An 18,557-nucleotide genomic window follows, 5' to 3' on the forward strand; every position below is an offset into this window, starting at 1 on the left:
GAACCGCGTCCTGGTTCCCTCTTCTCCCCCTCGGGGAGAAGGTGCCCGAAGGGCGGATGAGGGGGCTCCGGGCACCACCATCTCGCCATCATCCCTATGCTTGTCTTAGGAATGAGGGAGGATAGCGTGCTACGCCGTCTGCTTCGCATAGATCTCGGGATCGAAATCGACGCGCCTGGCCTTACGTCAGGCGTTTTCAGGACGAGTTCTACGCCGCCGCCGATCTCTTTGGGGCACCAGCGCCAACCCCAATCTCCCTCATTCCTGTGCTTGTCAGAGGAATCCGGCCGGCTTGCGTCCGCAAGCCGAGAGGACTCCTTTGAAAACTGTCCGGCATGGAGCGTTTCTTCACAGGCCAATGGCTGATAAGACTCTTCCGCCGCGTGGACACGCGGCTGCTGGATTCCTGTGACAAGCACAGGAATGAGGGAGGTTGGAGTTGGCGCCGGTGCCCAAAGCAAGGTTGGCGCCCATAAAGACACTACTATTCCAAAATCCGAACGATTCATTCGTTTCCCTTTTGTACTCTCAACCCCTTCCATTTCCGCATGACAACAGCCATATTCCGCGCATGGCAAAATCTCCGAAGAAATCTCCCGCCTCGACCGGTTTCGAGGAAGCTCCCCAATCGTCCTTTGAAGGCGCCCCGCTCAGCGGCAGCGTCGCCGACTGGGTGAAGCAGCTTGAGGCGGATGCAGAACAGGCTGGCATCGAGAGCCAGCGCGAAATCGCCTCGAAAGCGGGCAAGCACCGCAAGAAGGTGGAGAACGAGGCGCGCAAGCACACCGAGGCCGTCAGCGTCAACAAGAAGGCGACAGTGAGCAAGACGGCGCGCGGCGTTTCCATCGGCGGTTCGTCAGACCCGAAGACGCGTGCCGCCGCCGGTCTCAATCCGGTCGCCGGTCTCGATATCTCGCTCGAGGATGCCGGCAATCTGGCGCCCGGCGGCGTCACCGCCACGGTCGAGGCGCTGTCGAAGCTGATCGAGAGCGGCAACCCGCTGCACAAGAACGGCAAGATCTGGACGCCGCACCGCCCTGCCCGACCGGATAAATCCGAGGGCGGCATCACCATCCGCATGGCCTCGGAATACCAGCCCGCCGGTGACCAGCCGACGGCGATCCGCGATCTCGTGGGCGGGCTGGAGAGCGGCGAGCGCAGCCAGGTTCTGCTCGGCGTCACCGGCTCGGGCAAGACCTTCACCATGGCCAAGGTGATCGAGGAAACACAGCGCCCGGCGCTGATCCTGGCGCCGAACAAGACGCTGGCCGCCCAGCTCTATTCCGAGTTCAAGAATTTCTTTCCCGACAACGCGGTGGAATATTTCGTTTCCTACTACGATTACTATCAGCCGGAAGCCTATGTGCCGCGCTCCGACACCTATATCGAGAAGGAAAGCTCCATCAACGAGCAGATCGACCGCATGCGCCACTCGGCGACGCGCTCGCTGCTTGAACGCGACGATTGCATCATCGTCGCCTCCGTCTCCTGCATCTACGGTATCGGCTCGGTCGAAACCTATACGGCCATGACCTTCCAGATGAATGTCGGCGACAGGCTGGATCAGCGCCAGCTGCTGGCCGATCTCGTGGCTCAGCAATACAAGCGCCGCGACATGGATTTCCAGCGCGGCTCCTTTCGCGTGCGCGGCGATACCATCGAGATCTTCCCGGCCCACTTGGAAGACGCGGCCTGGCGCATCAGCATGTTCGGCGACGAGATCGACGCCATCACCGAATTCGACCCGCTGACCGGCCAGAAGACCGGCGACCTGAAATCGGTGAAGATCTACGCCAACTCGCACTATGTCACCCCGCGTCCGACGCTGAACGCCGCGATCAAGTCCATCAAGGAGGAGCTGAAGCTTCGCCTCGCCGAGCTGGAAAAGGCCGGCCGCCTGCTGGAGGCCCAGCGCCTGGAACAGCGCACCCGCTACGATATCGAGATGCTGGAAGCGACCGGCTCCTGCCAGGGCATCGAAAACTATTCGCGCTATCTCACCGGCCGCGACCCCGGCGATCCGCCGCCGACGCTGTTCGAATATGTGCCTGACAATGCCATCGTCTTCATCGACGAAAGCCATGTCACCATTCCGCAGATCGGCGGCATGTACCGGGGCGACTTTCGGCGCAAGGCGACGCTGGCCGAATATGGCTTCCGCCTGCCCTCCTGCATGGACAACCGCCCGCTGCGCTTCGAGGAATGGGACGCCATGCGGCCGGACACGATCGCCGTGTCGGCCACGCCGGGCAGCTGGGAAATGGAACAGGCCGGCGGCGTCTTCGCCGAACAGGTCATCCGCCCGACCGGCCTCATCGATCCGCCCGTCGAGGTGCGCTCCGCCCGCAGCCAAGTGGACGACGTGCTCGGCGAAATCCGCGAGACGGCCGCCAAGGGCTATCGCACCCTCTGCACCGTGCTGACCAAGCGCATGGCCGAGGATCTGACCGAATATCTGCATGAACAGGGCGTGCGCGTGCGCTACATGCACTCGGATATCGACACGCTGGAGCGCATCGAGATCATCCGCGACCTGCGCCTCGGCGCATTCGACGTGCTCGTCGGCATCAACCTCCTGCGCGAGGGCCTGGATATTCCCGAATGCGGCTTCGTCGCCATTCTCGATGCCGACAAGGAAGGCTTCCTGCGCTCCGAGACCTCGCTGATTCAGACGATCGGCCGCGCCGCGCGAAACGTCGACGGCAAGGTCATCCTCTATGCCGACAACATCACCGGCTCCATGCAGCGCGCCATGGACGAAACCGCCCGCCGCCGCGAAAAGCAGATGGCCTATAACGAAGAGCACGGCATCACGCCCGAAAGCGTCAAGGCCAAGATCTCCGATATCCTCGACTCCGTCTACGAGCGCGACCACGTCCGCGCCGATATCTCCGGCGCCTCGGGCAAGGGCTTCGCCGATGGCGGCAACCTCGTGGGCAACAACTTGCAGGCCCATCTCAACGCGCTGGAAAAGAGCATGCGCGACGCCGCCGCCGACCTCGACTTCGAAAAGGCCGCCCGCCTGCGCGACGAAATCAAACGCCTCAAGGCCGTCGAACTCGCCGCCATGGACGACCCGCTGGCGAGAGAAGAAGCCAAGGTGATGGAAGGCAAGAGCCGCAACGGCTCCTCCCCTTCTCCGCAGCGGGGAGAAGGTGCCCGCAGGGCGGATGAGGGGGCCCCACCCACCTATTTCGCCAAACCCCACCTCGACGAAATGGGCCGCCACGTCGCCACCCCCGCCGACGGCAAGAGCCTCTTCCGCCGCAATACGCTGGACGAGATGACCGTCGGCCGGACGGAAAAGCCGGTGACGGGGCACGTGCCGGAGAAGCCGGATGCCGCCAAGGGGACGAACCGGTTTTCGCCGTTACTGGAGGGGCAGCCGGAGCGCGATGACATGCGGCCGCTGGTGCGAGGGAAGACGGGTGTCGGGAGTTATGAGGATCCCGGCGAGCAGCGGCGCACGGGGCGGACGAAGAACAAGACCGGGCAGCCGGGGCGGTGAAGATTGAACTGGCCTAAACGGTCCTTACCTGCAGCTCATTTTGATGCTCGAACAGCCGGCCAGCAATGTCGCGCGTCACGCCGGTATAGAGCGTGCCGTTTCTCTGTGACGCGAGGATGTAGACGTAACCCTTCATGATTGAAGAGTGGCGTAAACAGGCATTGTTTTTCAAGAGTCTTTTCGGCTTGCGGACGCAAGCCGGCTGGATTCCTGTGACAAGCACAGGAATGAGGCAGGGGAGAAGCGCCGTCCCTCCAGCGATCACCAACACTCCTGACAGAAACTGTCAGCATACATCCCGCATAATATCCGCTCCGCAGGTTTGCCAACGAACCTCCCACCGCCGGAATCTCCTGCTCATGCCGAGGGAATGGCCGGGCTTCCATTGAGACCCGATCGGAGCAGCCCAGAAATGAAGCCGCACCACCGCATCTTCTTCATCCAGTTTGCCGTCGCCCTTTCGCTCGGCGCCTTCGTCTCGCGCCTGCCCGATCTGCAGCGCAAGTTCGGCGTCAGCGAAGGCGAGCTTGGACTGCTGCTGGCGGTGATGTCGTCGGGCGTGCTCTGCGGGCTGACATTCTCGGTGCGCTTCATCGAGAAGCTCGGGGCGCGAAAAACGGCCTTCATCACCGTCTTCGGCGCGTCGTTCTTCTTCGCCCTCATCCCCTTCATGCCGTCGGCCCTGCCGGCGCTGCCACTGTTCTTCATTGCCGGGCTTTTCACCGGCGCCTTCGAGATCAATGCCAATATCGAAACCGACCGTCATGAGGCATTGCTCGGGTACCGCATCATGAGCCGGGCGCATGGCATGTGGAGCCTCGGTTTCTGCATCACCGCCTTTGTTGCCGCGGGCCTGCGCCAGGCCGGCGTCTCCATCGAGCTGCACAGCGTCCTTGTCCTGCTGACCATCCTGATATCAGGCTCGATCGTCTTTTCCGGCATCAGGACCGCGCCGCCGCGCCACGAGATGGAAACGGAAAAGACGCCGCTCGTCGCCGTTCCCACATCAGGGCTCCTGCCGCTTTGCCTGATCGGCGCCGCCCCGCTTCTGGCCGAAGGCGCAAGCGTCGACTGGTCGGCGATCTATATGCGCGATGTCTTTGCGGCGGCACCCTTCATCGGCGGGCTCAGCGTCACCATCTTCTCGCTCTGCATCGCCATCGGCCGGCTCGGCATGGACCCGATCATCGACCGCTTCAATCCGCGCCCGGTGGCGCTGACGCTGCTGGCGATCGCGGCCGCCGGCCTCGTCATGGTCGCGACCGCCATGCACCCTGTCGTCGCGCTCGTCGGCTTCGGCCTGACGGGCATCGGCTGCTCCTCGGTCTATCCGCTGGCGATCTCGGCGGCCGCCCGGCGGACAGACCGCGCGGCCTCCGTCAATGTCGCAGCGCTCGGGCAGACGACGTTCATCGTCTTCTTCGCCGGGCCGCCGCTGCTCGGCTTCATCGCCGAACATTTCGGCATCCGCTTTTCCTATTGGGCGGTCGTGCCGGTCATCGCCGCCGCGCTTCTGGTCAGCAGGGCGCTTGCGGCACCGGCGGCTTCGATTGCCGCGCAGCCGGAGCCCATGCGGACGCATGGCTAAACGGTGGCATTTTCTGTAGCCTGCATCGCCAGATCAGCCCGGAAACCTCCATGCCAGAACTCCGCATCGACCCCTTCCCCTCGAATAAGGAACTCGCCGAGCTCTGGGCCGCCGCCTGGGATGGCGCCGAGGCGCCGGATTTCACCCGCATCCTGCCGCGCAGTCTCGTCCATCTCGGCGCCTATCACGACGGCCGGCTGATCGGCTTCGTCAATGTCGCCTGGGATGGCGGCATCCATGCCTTCCTCCTCGATACCTCGGTGCATCCGGATCTGCGCCGGCAAGGTATTGCCACACAGCTGGTGAAGGAGGCGACGCGGGTCGCCCGCGAGCGCGGGGCGCAGTGGCTGCATGTCGATTTCGAGCCGCATCTTCGGGGCTTTTACCGCGCCTGCGGCTTCAGGCCGACCGAAGCCGGGCTGATCCGGCTCGTCGAAGTGTGAAGCTCAGGAAAGAAGTGGCCGGTACCCGCCGCCGGGTTCGCGCCGGGTCAGGAAGAAATGCAGGAGGTTGGCGTAGCCGCGGGCATCGTCGATGGCGCGGTGCGTGTGCTCGATATTGCCGAGCCATTCACGCGGATAATGGGCGATATCGCATTCCCAGGGGCTGCGCCCCGTCGCACCCGCCACCAGCGACAGGATGCAGAGCGGCGGATGGCGAAAGAGACGATCGGCGATCCACGGCCCTTCGAGCAGCGGCCGGCCGGTGAAGCGCTTCAGGTAATAATCGAGCCACGGGCCATCGAGCGCCACGGGATGGGCGGCAAAGATCGGCTCGGCCTTGAAGGCTTTCACCCAGGCGACGAAGCGGGTCAGGACCTCGGCCGCAGCGTCGGGCTTTTCAGTCGCGGCCGCAAAGGCTTGCGGATGGGCCTGCCAGAAGGCCGTTGTCACCGGGTCGCGCCCCGCGCCCTCCAGCGGTTGCAGCACAGCCTCGAACTCACCGAGGATCTGCCCGGTTTCGGAAACGGCGACGGAGGCGAAAGACAGCATCGAATGGGCGCCCGGTATCGGGCCATCGAATTCGCAATCGGTGACGATGTAGATATGCGGCACGCGCGGTGTGCTCCTGCTTCAGCGTTGCGGGCAGCATAGCGGGATATTTACGGGTTGCCATGGGGGTTCGGTCCCGCGCTCCATTGCCCCTCAAGCCGCTGCAATAGCGCTCCTTTACCCCACAAGAAAACGCCCGGCCATCGCAAGACGACCGGGCATTTCTCGACCCGCGCCATATTCGGCTTCGGGAGATCAATTATTATGTGACGCGCAGGCTTCGTCCATCGGGGTGGCGTTGCTTGTGCCGCCCTGGGTCTGCAGCTTGCCGGATCCGGTGCCGCTGCTGCTGGCGTGGTCGGGGCAGCGGACCTTGTTGGTCTTCGTGCCCATTTTCGTGCTGCCGGTCTTCATCTTGTCCGTCGCCATCGGCTTCTTGACGGTGGTGCCGGCGCCGCCGCCGGAATCGGTGGTGTTCTTGTCCATCGTGGTGCCGGTCGGGGCCGGATTGGACTGGGCGAAGGCTGATGTGGCCATGCCGAGGGCAAGCAGCGATGCTGCGACGATTTTCATCCGCATTGTCATTCTCCTGACAGGATCAATTACTGACCTCTAGGGAACCGCCGACTGCAGACATTGTTCCCTGTATTTTACCCCATGCGCCCGGCACCCCTTTTCAATCGCTGCGCGAGCACCATCTCAAGCTTCAATCACTCTCTGCCGACAAGATCATTCCAGAGGGGAAAACGGCCCTATAAAGAGGCATGCGGAAACGAGCCGCCACGCCCATCGAAAGACTTCAAGCCCGGAAAACCCCGCCGGGCTTTCTTCTTGAGTGCAAGCTCGCGCTCGGCCATGCCCGCGAGCAGCATCCGTCAACGAGCGCCTTCCCAAACTGGCGATCGTGGTCACGGTGGACGAGGTCTTCATGCATTGCGCCAAGGCATTCCGGCGCTCTCACCTGTGGAGCCCGAGCATCACCAGGATCGCAGGGAGATGCCCTCGCTCGTAAAGATCATTCTGGACGAAACATCAGGCGCGCCGGATGACAAGGATGAGCAGCGGGCCCACCCCCTACTCCGCAGCCTCCCCGCGCTGCGGTTCCACCACGTCCACCTCCTCCACCGGCCCCAGGACTTCCACCTCATACGAATAGCCTTCGAGCATCGTGTAGGTATGCTCGATCGTCTCGATCTGCTTTTCCGTCTTGCGAATGGCCTCGGCGATGGCTTCGCCCCGGGCGCGCAGCATGGAGCCGAGCACGTCGGTTTCCGGGCGGCGGCCGAGGCGGTCTATGTGCTTGCGCACGCGGGCGCGGTGGCGTTCTAGCTCCAGGACGTGGAAGCGGCTTTTGACGATATCGTCGGAGAGTTTGCGGCGCATGGCGGCAACGGGGTCGAAGCTGCCGGGTTCGCGCTCGTCGAGGATCACCTCGTTGACGAGCGATTCCAGCATCAGCACGCCTTCGAGATCCCTGGGGTCGGCGAGCTGCGGATCGTAGCCCGTATCGTCATAGACGCGCCGGCGCACCGGATCCTGCAGGAGTTCGTAGGCGATCTGCAGCCGGTTGAAATGATCGGTGTCGCCGCCGGCATCCGGATGCGCGCCCTTGGCGGCCTTGCGCCAGGCAAGCCTGATCGCCTCGGCATTGGCGTCACGCTCCAGTCCAAGCATGGCATAGGGATCGATCACGCCGGCACTTCCTTCATTCACTGCTTCGTCCCTCCGAGACCTAACCGCAGGCGGACGCCGCATCAAGCCCCGAAACACCCTGCCATAATTGCGGCCGCTCGGGACGAAATTGTGGAACGCGCGGATTTTCCCACAGGTGAAGGGTTCAGGCGATGGGTTTTTCCGGTGTTGTGACTGGGAGAGAATTCAGGTGGCGCTGGCTGTCAGGACGGCCGGTCTGAACCAGCCGGAGCCCCCTCACCCTGCCCTCTCCCACAGTGGAGACGGAGTGTCGCGCCTGCCGCAAATGTCTTCTCCCCATCGGGAGAGGATGCCGGCAGGCAGATGAGGAGCTCCGGGCGCCGACCTCGCTCTCTTCCCACTTGGCAAGGCAAGATTGGAAACCCGCACGCACCATCATCTGCAAGTGGCGCCTCGTCATCCACAAGTTGCATCCTTCACCCTGCCCCACCTTGATACACATCCGCCACTTTCTGCTAACGCCCCGCCAACCATTTGAATAGACATCATTTCCCGCATCGCAAAAGGCCATGCCACAATATTGCCGCTTGCTTTTTGCCCGAAATGCTGGCACGAACTGCAACACTCGGGCATTTCGCATGCCGGTGACTGGACTGAAGTGGTAATGCCTCGTCGGAGCGCCAATTCCGATAGGGCGGTATGGGTGACACCCATGCGCGTAGATGTTCTTTCCCCGTACGTGACGTCTCGACTGACCCTTCGCGTCCGGCTTCCAGGGCCGAAAGCGCGAAAGCTAAAGCCGTCCGCCTCCCCACCGCCGGGGGTGCGGATAAACTAACTACCAATGGGAAAAGGACTATCCCCATGGCCACCAAGGGCACCGTAAAATTCTTCAACCAGGACAAGGGTTTTGGTTTCATCACGCCGGAAGGCGGCGCCAAGGACGTTTTCGTCCACATCTCCGCTCTCCAGGCTTCTGGCATCCAGTCGCTGCGCGAAGGCCAGCAGGTTTCTTTCGACACCGAGCCGGATCGCATGGGCAAGGGCCCGAAGGCTGTCAACATCCAGGCCTTCTGATCTGATTCAGATCTTTCTGCGTTAAGCAGGCGACGGCGCTCCGCAAGGGGCGCCGTTTTTGTTTTCAGATGGTGCGAGAGGTGCTTATCATATTTGCCTCCCCCCGGAGCCCCCTCACCCTAGCCCTCTCCCCGCTGGGTAGAGGGGACGTGGCCTGCGACGCCTTTGAGAGTGCGGAAACGGTGCGGCAAAACCCCTTCTACCCAGCGGGGAGAAGGTGGCCCGAAGGGTCGGATGAGGGGGCCGCCTATTCGACGTGTACGGCTCGAACGCGGATAAGCTAGCCCTCGGTCAGATACCTCGCGAAAATTCCCGCGCCGCCATCAGCACCGGCATCAGCGCCCTTCCCGCCTCGGTCAGCCGATACTCCACACGCGGCGGCTGCTCGCCGTAATCCTGCCGCTCGACGAGCCCGTCCTGCTCCAGCTCCCGCAGATGCTGTGTCAGCATCTTCTGCGAAATGCCCGGCATGTCCCGCTTCAACTGCAGGGTCCGAACCGAGGGCGCGGCAAAGAGCCGGAACAGGATCGGTAATTTCCAGCGCCCGCTGATCATTTTGAGCACCCGCGTCACATGCGCGACGGAACCGTCAGGCCCAAGACAGACGGAGCGATCTTCCTGTCCTACAGGCACTTTTAAGTGCGTAATTGTGTCGAGCATCGTCCTGTTCTTCTGTGCTTCCTCCGCTCCAACATAGGAAGACGGCGATGGATTTGAAACTCGACGGCAAGACGGCGCTCGTCACCGGCAGCAGCAAGGGCATCGGCGAAGCGATCGCCCGAGGGCTCGCCCGCGAGAAAGCCGTTGTCATCGTCCACGGCCGCGACCGGGCCGGGACGGAGCGCGTGGCCCACGAGATCATTGCCGAAGGCGGCCGCGCTCATGCGGTGACCGGCGACCTCACCATCGACGACGAGGTGGAGCGCCTGATCGACGAGGCGCAGGCACTTGCCGGCCGGATCGACATCCTCGTCAACAATGCCGGCGGCTCGGGCGAGCCGGAGGACTGGACAAACACTCGCCCGGCCTCCTGGGCCGCAGCCTACGACCGCAATGTGCTCACCGCCGTTCGCGTCACCACAAGGCTGCTGCCCGACATGCGCAAGGCAGGCTTCGGCCGCGTCGTCAACATCTCCAGCCTCGCCGGGCTGATGCCGCCTGCCGGCAGGCCGGATTATTCCGCCTGCAAATCCGCCATGAACGCCATGACCTCTTCCATGGCCAAGGCGGTGGCGGCCGAGGGCGTGACGGTCAATACGATCTCACCGGGCACGATCCGCAGCGCCCGCCTGGACACTCGCTTCCGCGAGGTGGCGGTCGAACGCGGCGTGGCCCCGGATGCCGCATGGGAGACGATCGAACAGGCGGTGCTGCCGCTTTTCGCCGAGGTGCCGCTTGGCCGCGTGGGGACGCTGGACGAGATCGCCGACGCCGTCTCCTTTCTCGTCAGCCCGCGGGCGGGATATATTACGGGAGTGAATCTCAGGGTCGATGGCGGGATGCTGCCGGCGATTTAGGGTCTGAGGAAGGGCGCAACCGTAGCTCGACCCCGCTGACGAGGACGAAAGCTGGAGGAGCGCGCCCTGCACTCATTCATTCTCGCCGAGACAGCTGCCGATATATTCCCCGCGCTTCCAGAGCAAGGCGCTTCGGACAGCTTCGTATCCTTCAGGTGTCACCGGCCACAGACATAGGATACGATCGGCGAGATCTTCGCCCGGCTGCAGGATCGCCTCGATGGCAGCGGCCTCCCGCGCGGTATCGGCATAATCAGGCATCGCCAGTATTTTGCGGTCCGCCACCCTTGCGGCGTCATGCAGCTTGCGCCGGAGCGCGACCAGCACCGCGTCGTCACCATCATCAGGTGTTTGCTCCATAGCCCCGCCACTCGCCTCGATCTCCGCAAGCAGCAGTTCGAGACTGCGCCCAAGATCCTCGCCAGCCGTCAGCCTCATCTGCCATGCTTCCACCGCCTGCCTGCACCGCGCCCGTTCCCGGCCGATTGCCGAAGCGATCGCCTCCTCTTGGCAGAAGCCGCCTGAAAGCTGCGCGGCCCGCACCAGCACCATCAGGTCTTCAGGAATATCCATCAAGAAAGCCACCCGTTACGCTCAGGAGAGACCGCCATTTTTGGCTGGAAACATGTCACTGCACGGTGAGAGGAGCCCGCGGACACAGCCGATAGCGCTGCGATCCGCCGCAATGGCGCCCCGCATGCGAATGCTTTGACGATGGTGATGTCGCTCCTTTCGAGCGGCCAGGCATGCATACAAATGTCTCCTGTTGGATATCGCTGCCGTCATAGGGTTGTACCTGCCAATGCCTGCAACAATCAAGGAAATTATTCCTATCTTCGATCACGATCCATATCAGAAGGGACTTTTCAGGGACATGGCAAACAAAGATAGGTTTATGTTCCGCACCGGCACACAAGCGCTCAGACCGCCTCGCTGTGACACTCGACGAGTTCGGCCCATTCCATTGCCGCGTGGCGGCCGAGCACCGTCTTGTCATTTTCGATGACGGCGGCGATGCGGCGGAAGAGTTCCTCGGCAAAGGGCGCCGGCCTGCCGGATTCGGCGTTGCCGGACGGACGCAGCATGGTGCCTCCGGCAAGATGGATAGCCTCGATGCTGAACCCTTCATGATCGCCCGAGAGCTCGGCCGAGCCGTAGAGCAGCAGGCCGTTGTCGTTCCGGCCAAGGATAGGGATGACGAGCTCATCGAAATCGAACCGTAGGCTGAAGGCATTCATCGGCCGATGACCTCCTGCTGGAGGCGTTCCGCGCGGATGAGCTGGGCCTCATGGCGGCCCGCCAGCAAGATCACGAAGCCGGCGGCGAGGAGAAGGCCGGCAAGCGGCGGGAGCCCGCCGATGGCATCGGGGCGGCGGACCGCCTGGCTGGATGCAGACGTGCGGAAAGACGCCCCGCTCCTTGCTTTAAAATATCTCGATATCATGCTGCAGCTCCTGCATCGGCTTTGATTTCAGCGATGCGAGAGGATGCGATGCCAATGGTTGAGCGATGGAATGGGCCGGGTTCGGCCTATGCGGCCAGCGAACGTATATCCTTGGCGACGTCGGCGAGATCATTGTCGAGCTGATGATCGCGCCCCGGCAGCGCGCAGACGACCGCATCCGGGATCGCCCTGGCGTAAAGCTCGATATGGGCAAAGGGCACGGTATCGTCTTCACTGCCGTGATAGATGAGCACGGGCAGGCCCTCCGGCAGGCTTTCGGAAAAGTCGTCGCACTCGGCGATCTCATCGCTCTCCCATCCGCCGGCACCCATGAAGGGCGGCGCGATGAGGATGACCGCGCCTGGCTCGAATGCCGGCCAGTCCTCGGCAAGCGTATGCAGAAGCACGGTGCCGCCGAAGGAATGGCCGATCAGGATGGCGCCGTCTTCGAGGGTTTGGAACTCGGCGATGACAGCGGCTTTCCAGGCCTGATAGTGCGGGTTCGCTTCATCGGGCATGCGAGGATAATTGATGGTATAGGCATCGCCGAGTTCTCGCGAGAGACTGTCGACGAGCTTGTTGTCCCACTGGTCATGGGTGGTTTCGCCGGCGCCCTGGATGAAGAGGATCTGTGTTGGCATGGAAGTGTCCCCTGATGTCGCCATCAGGGAGATGGGTCGATGCTGCGGCAGGACAAGACTGACGGTCTCCACCGCGGTGCCGTTTCTCTTTCATGCAGATAACCTGGCCGGACGTTGGTCTCAGGAATTCGGGTTTCCGAGAAGCTTCTGCTCGAAAGCCTCGATCAGCCCGTGGGGAGCCGTTTCGCCGAATAAAAGCATGGTGAGTTTGGAAGCCTCCGCTGCCGCTCTCGTGCTGCGAGCAAAAAGCTCCTTTTCATAGGAAAGCAGCGCCGCGTCGATATCACCAGACGATGCCGCAATCGACTTGCCGAGTTCGGCGCCGTCATAAATCGCGAGATTGGCGCCCTCTCCCGACGGCACCATCAGATGCGCAGCATCGCCGAGAAGGGTGACGCCGGGAACCCGGCTCCATCGATGCGTTTCCGGCAGCGTGTAGATGATACGCGGCACCGGCCCCACGTCGCATCCGGTGATCAGCGCCGTCAGCGACGGAGCCCAGCCCTCGAATTCCGCGGCAATGCGGCTTGTGGCAGATGCCCGGTCGGAGACCTCGATGCTGTCGACCCACGCCTTTGGCCTTTGCAGGGCGATATAGGCGTGCAGCACCCCGTTCGGCTCGCGATGCGCCGTGATGCCCTTGCCGGGCGCGAGCGCGAACATGGAGCCGCCGCCAACAGCCTGCGCGCTGTCGGGGTGACGGACATCGGCATCGTTGAGCCATGTCTCGAAGAAGACCAGCCCGGTATAGGTCGGTGTCGCATCCGAGAGGAGCGGCCGCACTTTCGACCAGGCGCCGTCAGCGCCGATCAGCAGATCGGTCGTCACAAGCTGCCCATCAGCGAATATGAGTTCGTGCCTCCCTTCCCCGAGGGATCGCGCCGACGAGAGCTTGTGGCCCCAGCGCACCGCATCCTCCGGAAGCGACTCCAGCAGAATGCGCCTCAGTTCGCCTCGCTGCACTTCGGGACGCCTGCCCTTCCCGTCATCGGGATTGTCCATGAGAAGCTTCCCGTTCTTGTCGAAGAAGCGGGACTGCTGTCCGCCGGGATGGATGAGGTCAAGGAACTGTTCGTAAGGCCTGCATCCTTCAGGCCGAGCTGGCCGTTGAAATCATGGATGTCGAGCATGCCGCCCTGCGATCTCGCCTCGGGAGAGGCATCGCCCTCATAAACCGCAGCGCGGATGCCGTTGATGTGGAGGACCCGCGCAAGGACGAGGCCGCCGAGGCCGGCACCGATGATGGCAATCGGAATATGCATGTCAGTTCTCCTGAATTATTTAGAATGGAATGTCATTCCATAGTTGGAATGTCGTTCCATCCATGTCAAGGTGAGGCATGAGAAAACCCGATGGAAAGCGAAGACAGGATTCACTCACGAGGGAGCGCGTCGTCGATGCGTCCATCGCCATCCTCGACGAGGGTGGAGAAAAGGGGCTGACTTTCCAGGCCCTTGCGAAAAGACTGAAGACTGGTGCCGGCGCGATCTACTGGCATGTCGAAAACAAGAGCGACCTCCTTGTAGCCGCCTCCGACGCGATCGTTATCAACGTGATCGCCGCGCGTTCGGCCGCCGGATCTCCCGCAGATAAGATCCGCGCCCTCGCCCTCGACCTGTTCGACGCGCTGGACGAGCGTCCATGGCTCGGCTCGGCCTTGGCGCAGGCACCGGGATCGATGCCGACGATCCGCATCCTCGAACATCTTGGCCGGCAGGTTCGGGCGATGGGCGTGCCCCATGAAGATGAGTGGACTGTTGTGGCCGCGCTTCTGAATTACGTGCTCGGCGTGGGGGGCCAGAATGCGGCAAATGCCGAGATGGCGCGAATGCAGCATCTCGAGCGCGACGCATTCCTCGGCGAGATCGCGCTGAGATTATCGGCCCTCGATCCCAAGGATTTCCCCTTCGTGCAGAGCATCGCCCCGAAAGTGCCCGATCATGACGACCGCGCCGACTTCCTGACAGGTATCGACCTCTTTCTTGATGGCATCGCCCGAAGGATCGCCGGCAGCCTTGCGGCTTCGGGCAGCACGGCAGGGAAAGAACAGCCGTAACGGGCAAGAGATGCTGGAGGCGAGGAAACGTCCTCGCCTCCATCAACGGAAAGGCCGCCACATCACCCTGCAGTGACCGCCTTGCTTCTCCGCAACACCACAGCGACGACAAACCCGCAGATTGCCGTCATTCCGCCGACCAGAAACACGCTGCCATAACCAGCCCGGTCCGCCAGCACGCCGGCGAGCGGTCCGGTCAGTCCGTAGGCGAGATCCTGAAAGGCCGAGAAGCCGCCGAGCGCCGTGCCACGCAGATGCGGCGCCACGAGATGCACGACCTCTCTGCCCATGGCGGGAAAGATCATCGAGCAGCCGAGGCCGGTCATGAAGGCGCCGATGAGCGCCACGGTGGGATCGGCCGCCGTCCAGATCAGCAACTGCCCGATCGCCTCGACCGCAAGCGACACCACGGCCACTGCAAGGCCGCCGTAACGATCCGGCAGATGGCCGAAGACGAGGCGCACCAGCACGAAGCCGCAGCCGAATGCAGTCAGCCCGAGGCCGGCATGATCCCAGCCGAGATCGCGGAAATAGAGCGTGAAGAAGGAGCCGATCGCCGCAAAGCCCATGCCCTGCAGGCAGACGATCAACCCATGCAGCCAGATGCGGCCGATGACGGCGGCAAGCGGCGGCCGCTCCCTGCCCGGATGGGCGGCAACGGCCGGCACGCTGCGGATTGCAACAAGCCCCAGCAGGGGCAACACGGCGCTGGCGGCCATCGTCCCGGCAAAGCCGAGATCATCGAGGAGCAGCAGTCCAACAGGCCCGCCAAGCCCGAGCGCCCCGTAGATCGCCGCGCCGATGAGCGCCAGCACGCGGCCGGAACGCTGCGGCCCGACGAGCCCGATGCCCCAGGCGATGACGCCGACGGCGACAAGGCTTTCGCCAAGCCCGATCGAAACCCGTCCGACAACGAGAATGCTGAAGGCCGCAGCCGGCGCCTGCAGCGAAAGCCCGGCGGCAAGCGAGATCAGCGCGCCCGCCACATAGAAGGCGAGGCCACGCTGCACGGCGAGCTTTGCGCCCCTGCTGTCCGACAGCCTGCCGGCATAGCCGCGGGCGAGGATGGTGGCGAGAAAGGCAATGCCGACACCAAGGCCTGCCCAGCCATTGCCGAGGCCAAGCGCACCGGTCGCGAACACGGGCACGACCGGAAGGGCGAAGGCAACACAGAGATAGGAGATGAAGAGGATCGCGGTCAGCAGGTAAAGCCTTGCCTGCTCGCGATCACCGGTAAGACGGAAAGCCATGAAAACCTCCTGGCTGTTCCCTCGTCGACGGGCACAAAAAAACGCACTCCGACCGGCGAGGATCGATAAGTGCGTTGCTTGACGTCAAACGCTTACGGCCAGAGGACTGGCGTGAGTTGGGAAATAGGGGATATGCGGGTGGGTGTCAACGATGGCTGTGCCGCCACACCACACGCTTCGTCCCTCTCCCAGGCGATAGCCACTACCGTCCCGATACGGCCTCTATCAGCGCGCGCCTCATGAAGAGGCTTATGGGTGTCGCCGTATAAGGTGCAAAAGGCTCGCATGGCATGTACCCGCCGCGGCGATACAGCTGTTGTGCTTCGAGGTTGCGCGTTCCAACTTCGAGCAGCATGGTCTGTGAACCGAGCGTCTGGGCCTGGGCTTCCGCTCGCCGAAGCAGTGCCATACCGATACCGCCGCCTCGCACACCGACATCCACGATCATGCGCTTCAGCTCCGTGGTGCCGTCACCTCGCTCAAACAGCACGCAAAGTCCGACCGCCCTGCCGGCGAGGCGCGCGATGAGGACATGCGTGCCCGGTTTTGCCAGCGACTCCGCGGTGATCGGCCGACGATATTCACCCGGATAGAGCGCTGCGGCGACAGAATCCGACTGCGACAGAAGCGCCGAGACTTCGTGCTGCAGCGCAGGTTCGATATTGACGGAAACTTCAGACGTCACGCCAGCACTCGCCTCCTCAACATCAGACGAGCGCAGGTGAATACGGCTGCCGCAGCTTGTCAACAAGCTCGGTATCCAGACCTGAAACGCCGCCCGTATCAGGCCATGAGCGGCGTCACCGCACAACCTCTCCTCCTCATCCCTGTGCTTCTCACAGGAATGAGGGAAGAGAGGGACGCGCCCTTACCGCATCACATGACCTGCACCAGCGGCTGCAGCAGCCCAGCTACGCCTATTTCACCACGCCGGCGTTGAACCTGGAGCGATCGACGAGAACATCCCGCTTCTGCCCCACGAACAGTCCGACAATGAGATTCCTTGCCTTGATGCTTTCGAGCTCAAGCCGGCGCGCGAGCTTGCGCACCTTGCTGAGCGGCAGGAAGACCAGGTCCTTTTCCGGGCGTACGAAATCGGCGCTCTCGGCCTCACCCTCCAGAAACCGCTGCTGGATGACCGGCGCCGGCTCGATCTGGTAGGCGGCAAGCCAGGAGCGGTGCCAGAAATGCGCATCGATCAGCGAATAGGTCGTGGTTTCCGCCAGCATGCGTTTGGCCGCCTCGGGGCCGATGACATAGCCTGCCAGCCCCACGCGGTTCTGATAGACGCGGGTTGCGCCAAAACGGCCGGCCGTGTCCTGCCAGGCGCGCTTGCAGTTGAGGATATGGCGCCTCGGAGCGAATTCGAGGTCGTAGACGCTGTTCCAGGCATCGTTGCGGGCTTCGATAGTGGCGAGAACCGCGGCGATATCGTCTGACAGCACCGCATCGTCTTCGAGGATGAGCATCTTCGCGCCATGCTCTACAACCGCCTGCCAGGCCTTGCGGTGGGACAGGAAGCAGCCGATGTCCTGTCGGCGCGTCGGGCTCGGCCAGTTGCTGGCAGCCGTTTGGCATTCCTCGGTGGTGAGATCGGCAGCTTCGAATGCGTCGAGAAACTCGAAGGACAGGCCATGTGCGGCCATCTGCCGGATCTGGAAGTTCCGCCGAACCTCCTCCGCCTTGCGGCTGATGATCAATATTCTCAAGTAAACTCCCTGGCGCCGAACGTCTGCCATCTCAGCGCAGACATATAGCCATGTTCCGACTTGAGCAAAAGCGGACCGTCGGGGGCGCCACAGCTTTTTCAGAAATTCCTTAAACGCCGCTGGCTCACTGCGGATAAAGGGTCGAGACGCGCCCAGCGAAATAATAGGCGACGATGCCGATCCATTCCCGCAGGCCCGTCGTCAACAGGTCGGCATTGTCGATCGGATGGCCGGCCGACAGCCTCAGACCCTGTTTTCCGGTCGTACGGTAATCGGCGACCCAGGGCGTGACGTTCATGCCGAGATTGCGGAAGATTGCCACCGCCCGCGGCATGTGGAAACCCGATGTCAGGAGCAGGCAGTGGTCGAGGTTCAGCCGCTGCAGGATCGCCCTGGTATTGATGGCGTTCTCATAGGTATCGCGCGACTCCGCATCATATTCGACACGGGCGGGGTCGATATGGAAATCGTCGAACATCCTGCGGATGACAACCGCCTCCTTGACGTTGCCGCCGGTGAGACTGCCATCGCCGCCGGACATGATAATCCTGGCATTGGGATAGACGCCCGCCAGCCGCACCGCTTCGATATAGCGATCGGCTGCGTCATCGAGGTTGTAGCCACCGCGCACGCCATCGACCTTTGTTGCTATCCCGCCGCCGAGCACGATGACGCAGGCCGCATCGGCAGGAGCTGCCGGCCGCGGAAAGCGGTCTTCGAGCTCCTGCACGATCAGCGCGCCCGCGGTCGTGTAGAAGCTCACGAAGACGAGCGCCAGCGACACCAAACCGGCGGCGATGGCGAGGCGCCGGAAGGAAAAGAGCATCAGCAGCACACTGAGCGCCAGCAGAAAGAAAGAGATCGTCACCGGCTGAGAGACGATCCAGAAAATCTTTGCGAAGAAAAACATGAGCGATGTCGAGGTCCTGCTGAAACGCGGCCACGAAAACCTAATCGGGGATTCGGGGCAAGCGGAAGTTGGGCGCGACAGGAGTGATGGAAAAGGATGCGCCCGCCTGATCGCCCCCACCCGTTCTCATTTGAAGATTATCGTTATTGTCGAGTAATATTCAAAAAAGAACGGTATAGTAGCAACATCGGATCTACAGCAACGACGTCATT

The 18,557-nt window shown here is 62.7% G+C and carries 21 protein-coding genes and 2 pseudogenes; 8 read left to right on the forward strand and 15 right to left on the reverse strand.

Features of this window, described 5'->3' with window-relative positions; translation table 11 throughout:
- The first annotated feature begins 571 nt into the window (after nt 1–571).
- On the forward strand, nt 572–3,508 hold the full coding sequence (uvrB, locus tag FHT92_RS08895; protein ID WP_183823994.1) for an excinuclease ABC subunit UvrB: 2,937 nt from the start codon (nt 572–574) through the stop codon (nt 3,506–3,508).
- Nucleotides 3,509–3,539: 31 nt separating this feature from the next.
- Here the strand turns inward: uvrB and FHT92_RS08900 are convergent.
- Nucleotides 3,540–3,644, reverse strand: a pseudogene (locus FHT92_RS08900) (GIY-YIG nuclease family protein); the annotation flags it as partial.
- Nucleotides 3,645–3,920: 276 nt separating this feature from the next.
- On the opposite strand from FHT92_RS08900, the gene FHT92_RS08905 reads away from it, so the two are divergent.
- Together FHT92_RS08905 and FHT92_RS08910 are read left to right on the forward strand one after the other, a co-directional pair.
- Complete coding sequence (locus FHT92_RS08905; protein WP_183823996.1) at nt 3,921–5,096, forward strand: MFS transporter; 1,176 nt, start codon at nt 3,921–3,923, stop codon at nt 5,094–5,096.
- A 50-nt stretch (nt 5,097–5,146) separates the two neighbouring features.
- Nucleotides 5,147–5,539 (forward strand): GNAT family N-acetyltransferase, encoded by a 393-nt coding sequence (locus tag FHT92_RS08910; RefSeq protein ID WP_183823998.1) that lies wholly within the window; start codon nt 5,147–5,149, stop codon nt 5,537–5,539.
- Nucleotides 5,540–5,542: 3 nt separating this feature from the next.
- Here the strand turns inward: FHT92_RS08910 and FHT92_RS08915 are convergent, their stop codons facing one another.
- Together FHT92_RS08915 and FHT92_RS08920 are read right to left on the reverse strand one after the other, a co-directional pair.
- Nucleotides 5,543–6,151, reverse strand: coding sequence for an exonuclease domain-containing protein (locus FHT92_RS08915; RefSeq protein ID WP_183824000.1), 609 nt, complete (start codon nt 6,149–6,151; stop codon nt 5,543–5,545).
- A 192-nt stretch (nt 6,152–6,343) separates the two neighbouring features.
- Nucleotides 6,344–6,667 carry a hypothetical protein gene (locus FHT92_RS08920; protein WP_183824002.1) on the reverse strand — a complete coding sequence of 108 codons (324 nt, stop codon included), beginning with the start codon at nt 6,665–6,667 and terminating at the stop codon, nt 6,344–6,346.
- Between the two features lie 292 nt (nt 6,668–6,959).
- Between FHT92_RS08920 and FHT92_RS29210 the strand changes: the two are divergent.
- Nucleotides 6,960–7,153 (forward strand): annotated as a pseudogene (locus FHT92_RS29210) (pyridoxamine 5'-phosphate oxidase family protein); the annotation flags it as partial.
- A gap of 9 nt (nt 7,154–7,162) precedes the next feature.
- Here the strand turns inward: FHT92_RS29210 and FHT92_RS08925 are convergent.
- Complete coding sequence (locus FHT92_RS08925; protein WP_183826165.1) at nt 7,163–7,762, reverse strand: J domain-containing protein; 600 nt, start codon at nt 7,760–7,762, stop codon at nt 7,163–7,165.
- Nucleotides 7,763–8,605: 843 nt separating this feature from the next.
- On the opposite strand from FHT92_RS08925, the gene FHT92_RS08930 reads away from it, so the two are divergent.
- Nucleotides 8,606–8,818 carry a cold-shock protein gene (locus FHT92_RS08930; protein WP_007818490.1) on the forward strand — a complete coding sequence of 71 codons (213 nt, stop codon included), beginning with the start codon at nt 8,606–8,608 and terminating at the stop codon, nt 8,816–8,818.
- A 291-nt stretch (nt 8,819–9,109) separates the two neighbouring features.
- Here FHT92_RS08930 and FHT92_RS08935 read toward each other — a convergent pair whose 3' ends face one another.
- Nucleotides 9,110–9,478 (reverse strand): helix-turn-helix domain-containing protein, encoded by a 369-nt coding sequence (locus FHT92_RS08935; RefSeq protein WP_183824004.1) that lies wholly within the window; start codon nt 9,476–9,478, stop codon nt 9,110–9,112.
- A 47-nt stretch (nt 9,479–9,525) separates the two neighbouring features.
- Here FHT92_RS08935 and FHT92_RS08940 point away from each other — a divergent pair, with 47 nt between their 5' ends.
- A complete protein-coding gene (locus FHT92_RS08940) occupies nt 9,526–10,335 on the forward strand; it encodes an SDR family NAD(P)-dependent oxidoreductase (protein WP_183824006.1) in 810 nt (269 codons plus the stop codon).
- A gap of 72 nt (nt 10,336–10,407) precedes the next feature.
- Here FHT92_RS08940 and FHT92_RS08945 read toward each other — a convergent pair whose 3' ends face one another.
- From FHT92_RS08945 to FHT92_RS29215, 6 genes are all read right to left on the reverse strand, one after another.
- Nucleotides 10,408–10,908 (reverse strand): hypothetical protein, encoded by a 501-nt coding sequence (locus FHT92_RS08945; RefSeq protein WP_183824008.1) that lies wholly within the window; start codon nt 10,906–10,908, stop codon nt 10,408–10,410.
- A gap of 347 nt (nt 10,909–11,255) precedes the next feature.
- On the reverse strand, nt 11,256–11,573 hold the full coding sequence (locus tag FHT92_RS08950) for a hypothetical protein (protein ID WP_183824010.1): 318 nt from the start codon (nt 11,571–11,573) through the stop codon (nt 11,256–11,258).
- Nucleotides 11,570–11,779 (reverse strand): hypothetical protein, encoded by a 210-nt coding sequence (locus FHT92_RS08955; protein ID WP_183824012.1) that lies wholly within the window; start codon nt 11,777–11,779, stop codon nt 11,570–11,572. Before FHT92_RS08955 ends, FHT92_RS08950 begins: the two co-directional genes overlap by 4 nt.
- 86 nt (nt 11,780–11,865) lie before the next feature.
- Nucleotides 11,866–12,420, reverse strand: a complete 555-nt coding sequence (locus FHT92_RS08960; RefSeq protein ID WP_183824014.1) for an alpha/beta fold hydrolase — start codon at nt 12,418–12,420, stop codon at nt 11,866–11,868.
- Nucleotides 12,421–12,540: 120 nt separating this feature from the next.
- Nucleotides 12,541–13,422 (reverse strand): NAD(P)/FAD-dependent oxidoreductase, encoded by an 882-nt coding sequence (locus tag FHT92_RS08965; RefSeq protein ID WP_246735180.1) that lies wholly within the window; start codon nt 13,420–13,422, stop codon nt 12,541–12,543.
- A complete protein-coding gene (locus FHT92_RS29215) occupies nt 13,365–13,682 on the reverse strand; it encodes an FAD-dependent oxidoreductase (protein WP_246735182.1) in 318 nt (105 codons plus the stop codon). Before FHT92_RS29215 ends, FHT92_RS08965 begins: the two co-directional genes overlap by 58 nt.
- Before the next feature lie 77 nt (nt 13,683–13,759).
- Between FHT92_RS29215 and FHT92_RS08970 the strand changes: the two genes are divergently transcribed.
- Complete coding sequence (locus tag FHT92_RS08970; protein ID WP_183824016.1) at nt 13,760–14,476, forward strand: TetR/AcrR family transcriptional regulator; 717 nt, start codon at nt 13,760–13,762, stop codon at nt 14,474–14,476.
- A gap of 62 nt (nt 14,477–14,538) precedes the next feature.
- Here the strand turns inward: FHT92_RS08970 and FHT92_RS08975 are convergent, their stop codons facing one another.
- From FHT92_RS08975 to FHT92_RS08990, 4 genes are all read right to left on the reverse strand, one after another.
- Complete coding sequence (locus tag FHT92_RS08975; RefSeq protein WP_183824017.1) at nt 14,539–15,726, reverse strand: arabinose transporter; 1,188 nt, start codon at nt 15,724–15,726, stop codon at nt 14,539–14,541.
- A gap of 202 nt (nt 15,727–15,928) precedes the next feature.
- Nucleotides 15,929–16,411, reverse strand: a complete 483-nt coding sequence (locus FHT92_RS08980; RefSeq protein WP_183824019.1) for a GNAT family N-acetyltransferase — start codon at nt 16,409–16,411, stop codon at nt 15,929–15,931.
- A 232-nt stretch (nt 16,412–16,643) separates the two neighbouring features.
- Complete coding sequence (locus tag FHT92_RS08985; RefSeq protein ID WP_183824021.1) at nt 16,644–17,435, reverse strand: glycosyltransferase family 25 protein; 792 nt, start codon at nt 17,433–17,435, stop codon at nt 16,644–16,646.
- Between the two features lie 124 nt (nt 17,436–17,559).
- Nucleotides 17,560–18,345 carry a YdcF family protein gene (locus FHT92_RS08990; RefSeq protein WP_183824023.1) on the reverse strand — a complete coding sequence of 262 codons (786 nt, stop codon included), beginning with the start codon at nt 18,343–18,345 and terminating at the stop codon, nt 17,560–17,562.
- Between FHT92_RS08990 and FHT92_RS08995 the strand changes: the two genes are divergently transcribed.
- Complete coding sequence (locus FHT92_RS08995) at nt 18,344–18,502, forward strand: hypothetical protein (protein ID WP_183824025.1); 159 nt, start codon at nt 18,344–18,346, stop codon at nt 18,500–18,502. The genes FHT92_RS08990 and FHT92_RS08995 overlap by 2 nt on opposite strands.
- The last annotated feature ends 55 nt before the right edge of the window (nt 18,503–18,557 follow it).

The sequence above is a fragment of the Rhizobium sp. BK377 genome (assembly GCF_014193935.1).
Classification (GTDB): Bacteria; Pseudomonadota; Alphaproteobacteria; order Rhizobiales; family Rhizobiaceae; genus Rhizobium.

What these genes read in the sequence shown, in the direction of transcription:
- uvrB (WP_183823994.1), top strand. Translation starts at nt 572, where the DNA reads ATGGCAAAATCTCCGAAGAAATCTCCCGCCTCGACCGGTTTCGAGGAA.
- FHT92_RS08945 (WP_183824008.1), bottom strand. Translation starts at nt 10,908, where the DNA reads ATGGATATTCCTGAAGACCTGATGGTGCTGGTGCGGGCCGCGCAGCTT.
- FHT92_RS08960 (WP_183824014.1), bottom strand. Translation starts at nt 12,420, where the DNA reads ATGCCAACACAGATCCTCTTCATCCAGGGCGCCGGCGAAACCACCCAT.
- FHT92_RS08970 (WP_183824016.1), top strand. Translation starts at nt 13,760, where the DNA reads ATGAGAAAACCCGATGGAAAGCGAAGACAGGATTCACTCACGAGGGAG.
- FHT92_RS08930 (WP_007818490.1), top strand. Translation starts at nt 8,606, where the DNA reads ATGGCCACCAAGGGCACCGTAAAATTCTTCAACCAGGACAAGGGTTTT.
- FHT92_RS08995 (WP_183824025.1), top strand. Translation starts at nt 18,344, where the DNA reads ATGAGCGATGTCGAGGTCCTGCTGAAACGCGGCCACGAAAACCTAATC.
- FHT92_RS08990 (WP_183824023.1), bottom strand. Translation starts at nt 18,345, where the DNA reads ATGTTTTTCTTCGCAAAGATTTTCTGGATCGTCTCTCAGCCGGTGACG.
- FHT92_RS08965 (WP_246735180.1), bottom strand. Translation starts at nt 13,422, where the DNA reads ATGGACAATCCCGATGACGGGAAGGGCAGGCGTCCCGAAGTGCAGCGA.
- FHT92_RS29215 (WP_246735182.1), bottom strand. Translation starts at nt 13,682, where the DNA reads ATGCATATTCCGATTGCCATCATCGGTGCCGGCCTCGGCGGCCTCGTC.
- FHT92_RS08955 (WP_183824012.1), bottom strand. Translation starts at nt 11,779, where the DNA reads ATGATATCGAGATATTTTAAAGCAAGGAGCGGGGCGTCTTTCCGCACG.
- FHT92_RS08925 (WP_183826165.1), bottom strand. Translation starts at nt 7,762, where the DNA reads ATGCTTGGACTGGAGCGTGACGCCAATGCCGAGGCGATCAGGCTTGCC.
- FHT92_RS08940 (WP_183824006.1), top strand. Translation starts at nt 9,526, where the DNA reads ATGGATTTGAAACTCGACGGCAAGACGGCGCTCGTCACCGGCAGCAGC.
- FHT92_RS08935 (WP_183824004.1), bottom strand. Translation starts at nt 9,478, where the DNA reads ATGCTCGACACAATTACGCACTTAAAAGTGCCTGTAGGACAGGAAGAT.
- FHT92_RS08905 (WP_183823996.1), top strand. Translation starts at nt 3,921, where the DNA reads ATGAAGCCGCACCACCGCATCTTCTTCATCCAGTTTGCCGTCGCCCTT.
- FHT92_RS08920 (WP_183824002.1), bottom strand. Translation starts at nt 6,667, where the DNA reads ATGCGGATGAAAATCGTCGCAGCATCGCTGCTTGCCCTCGGCATGGCC.
- FHT92_RS08950 (WP_183824010.1), bottom strand. Translation starts at nt 11,573, where the DNA reads ATGAATGCCTTCAGCCTACGGTTCGATTTCGATGAGCTCGTCATCCCT.
- FHT92_RS08975 (WP_183824017.1), bottom strand. Translation starts at nt 15,726, where the DNA reads ATGGCTTTCCGTCTTACCGGTGATCGCGAGCAGGCAAGGCTTTACCTG.
- FHT92_RS08910 (WP_183823998.1), top strand. Translation starts at nt 5,147, where the DNA reads ATGCCAGAACTCCGCATCGACCCCTTCCCCTCGAATAAGGAACTCGCC.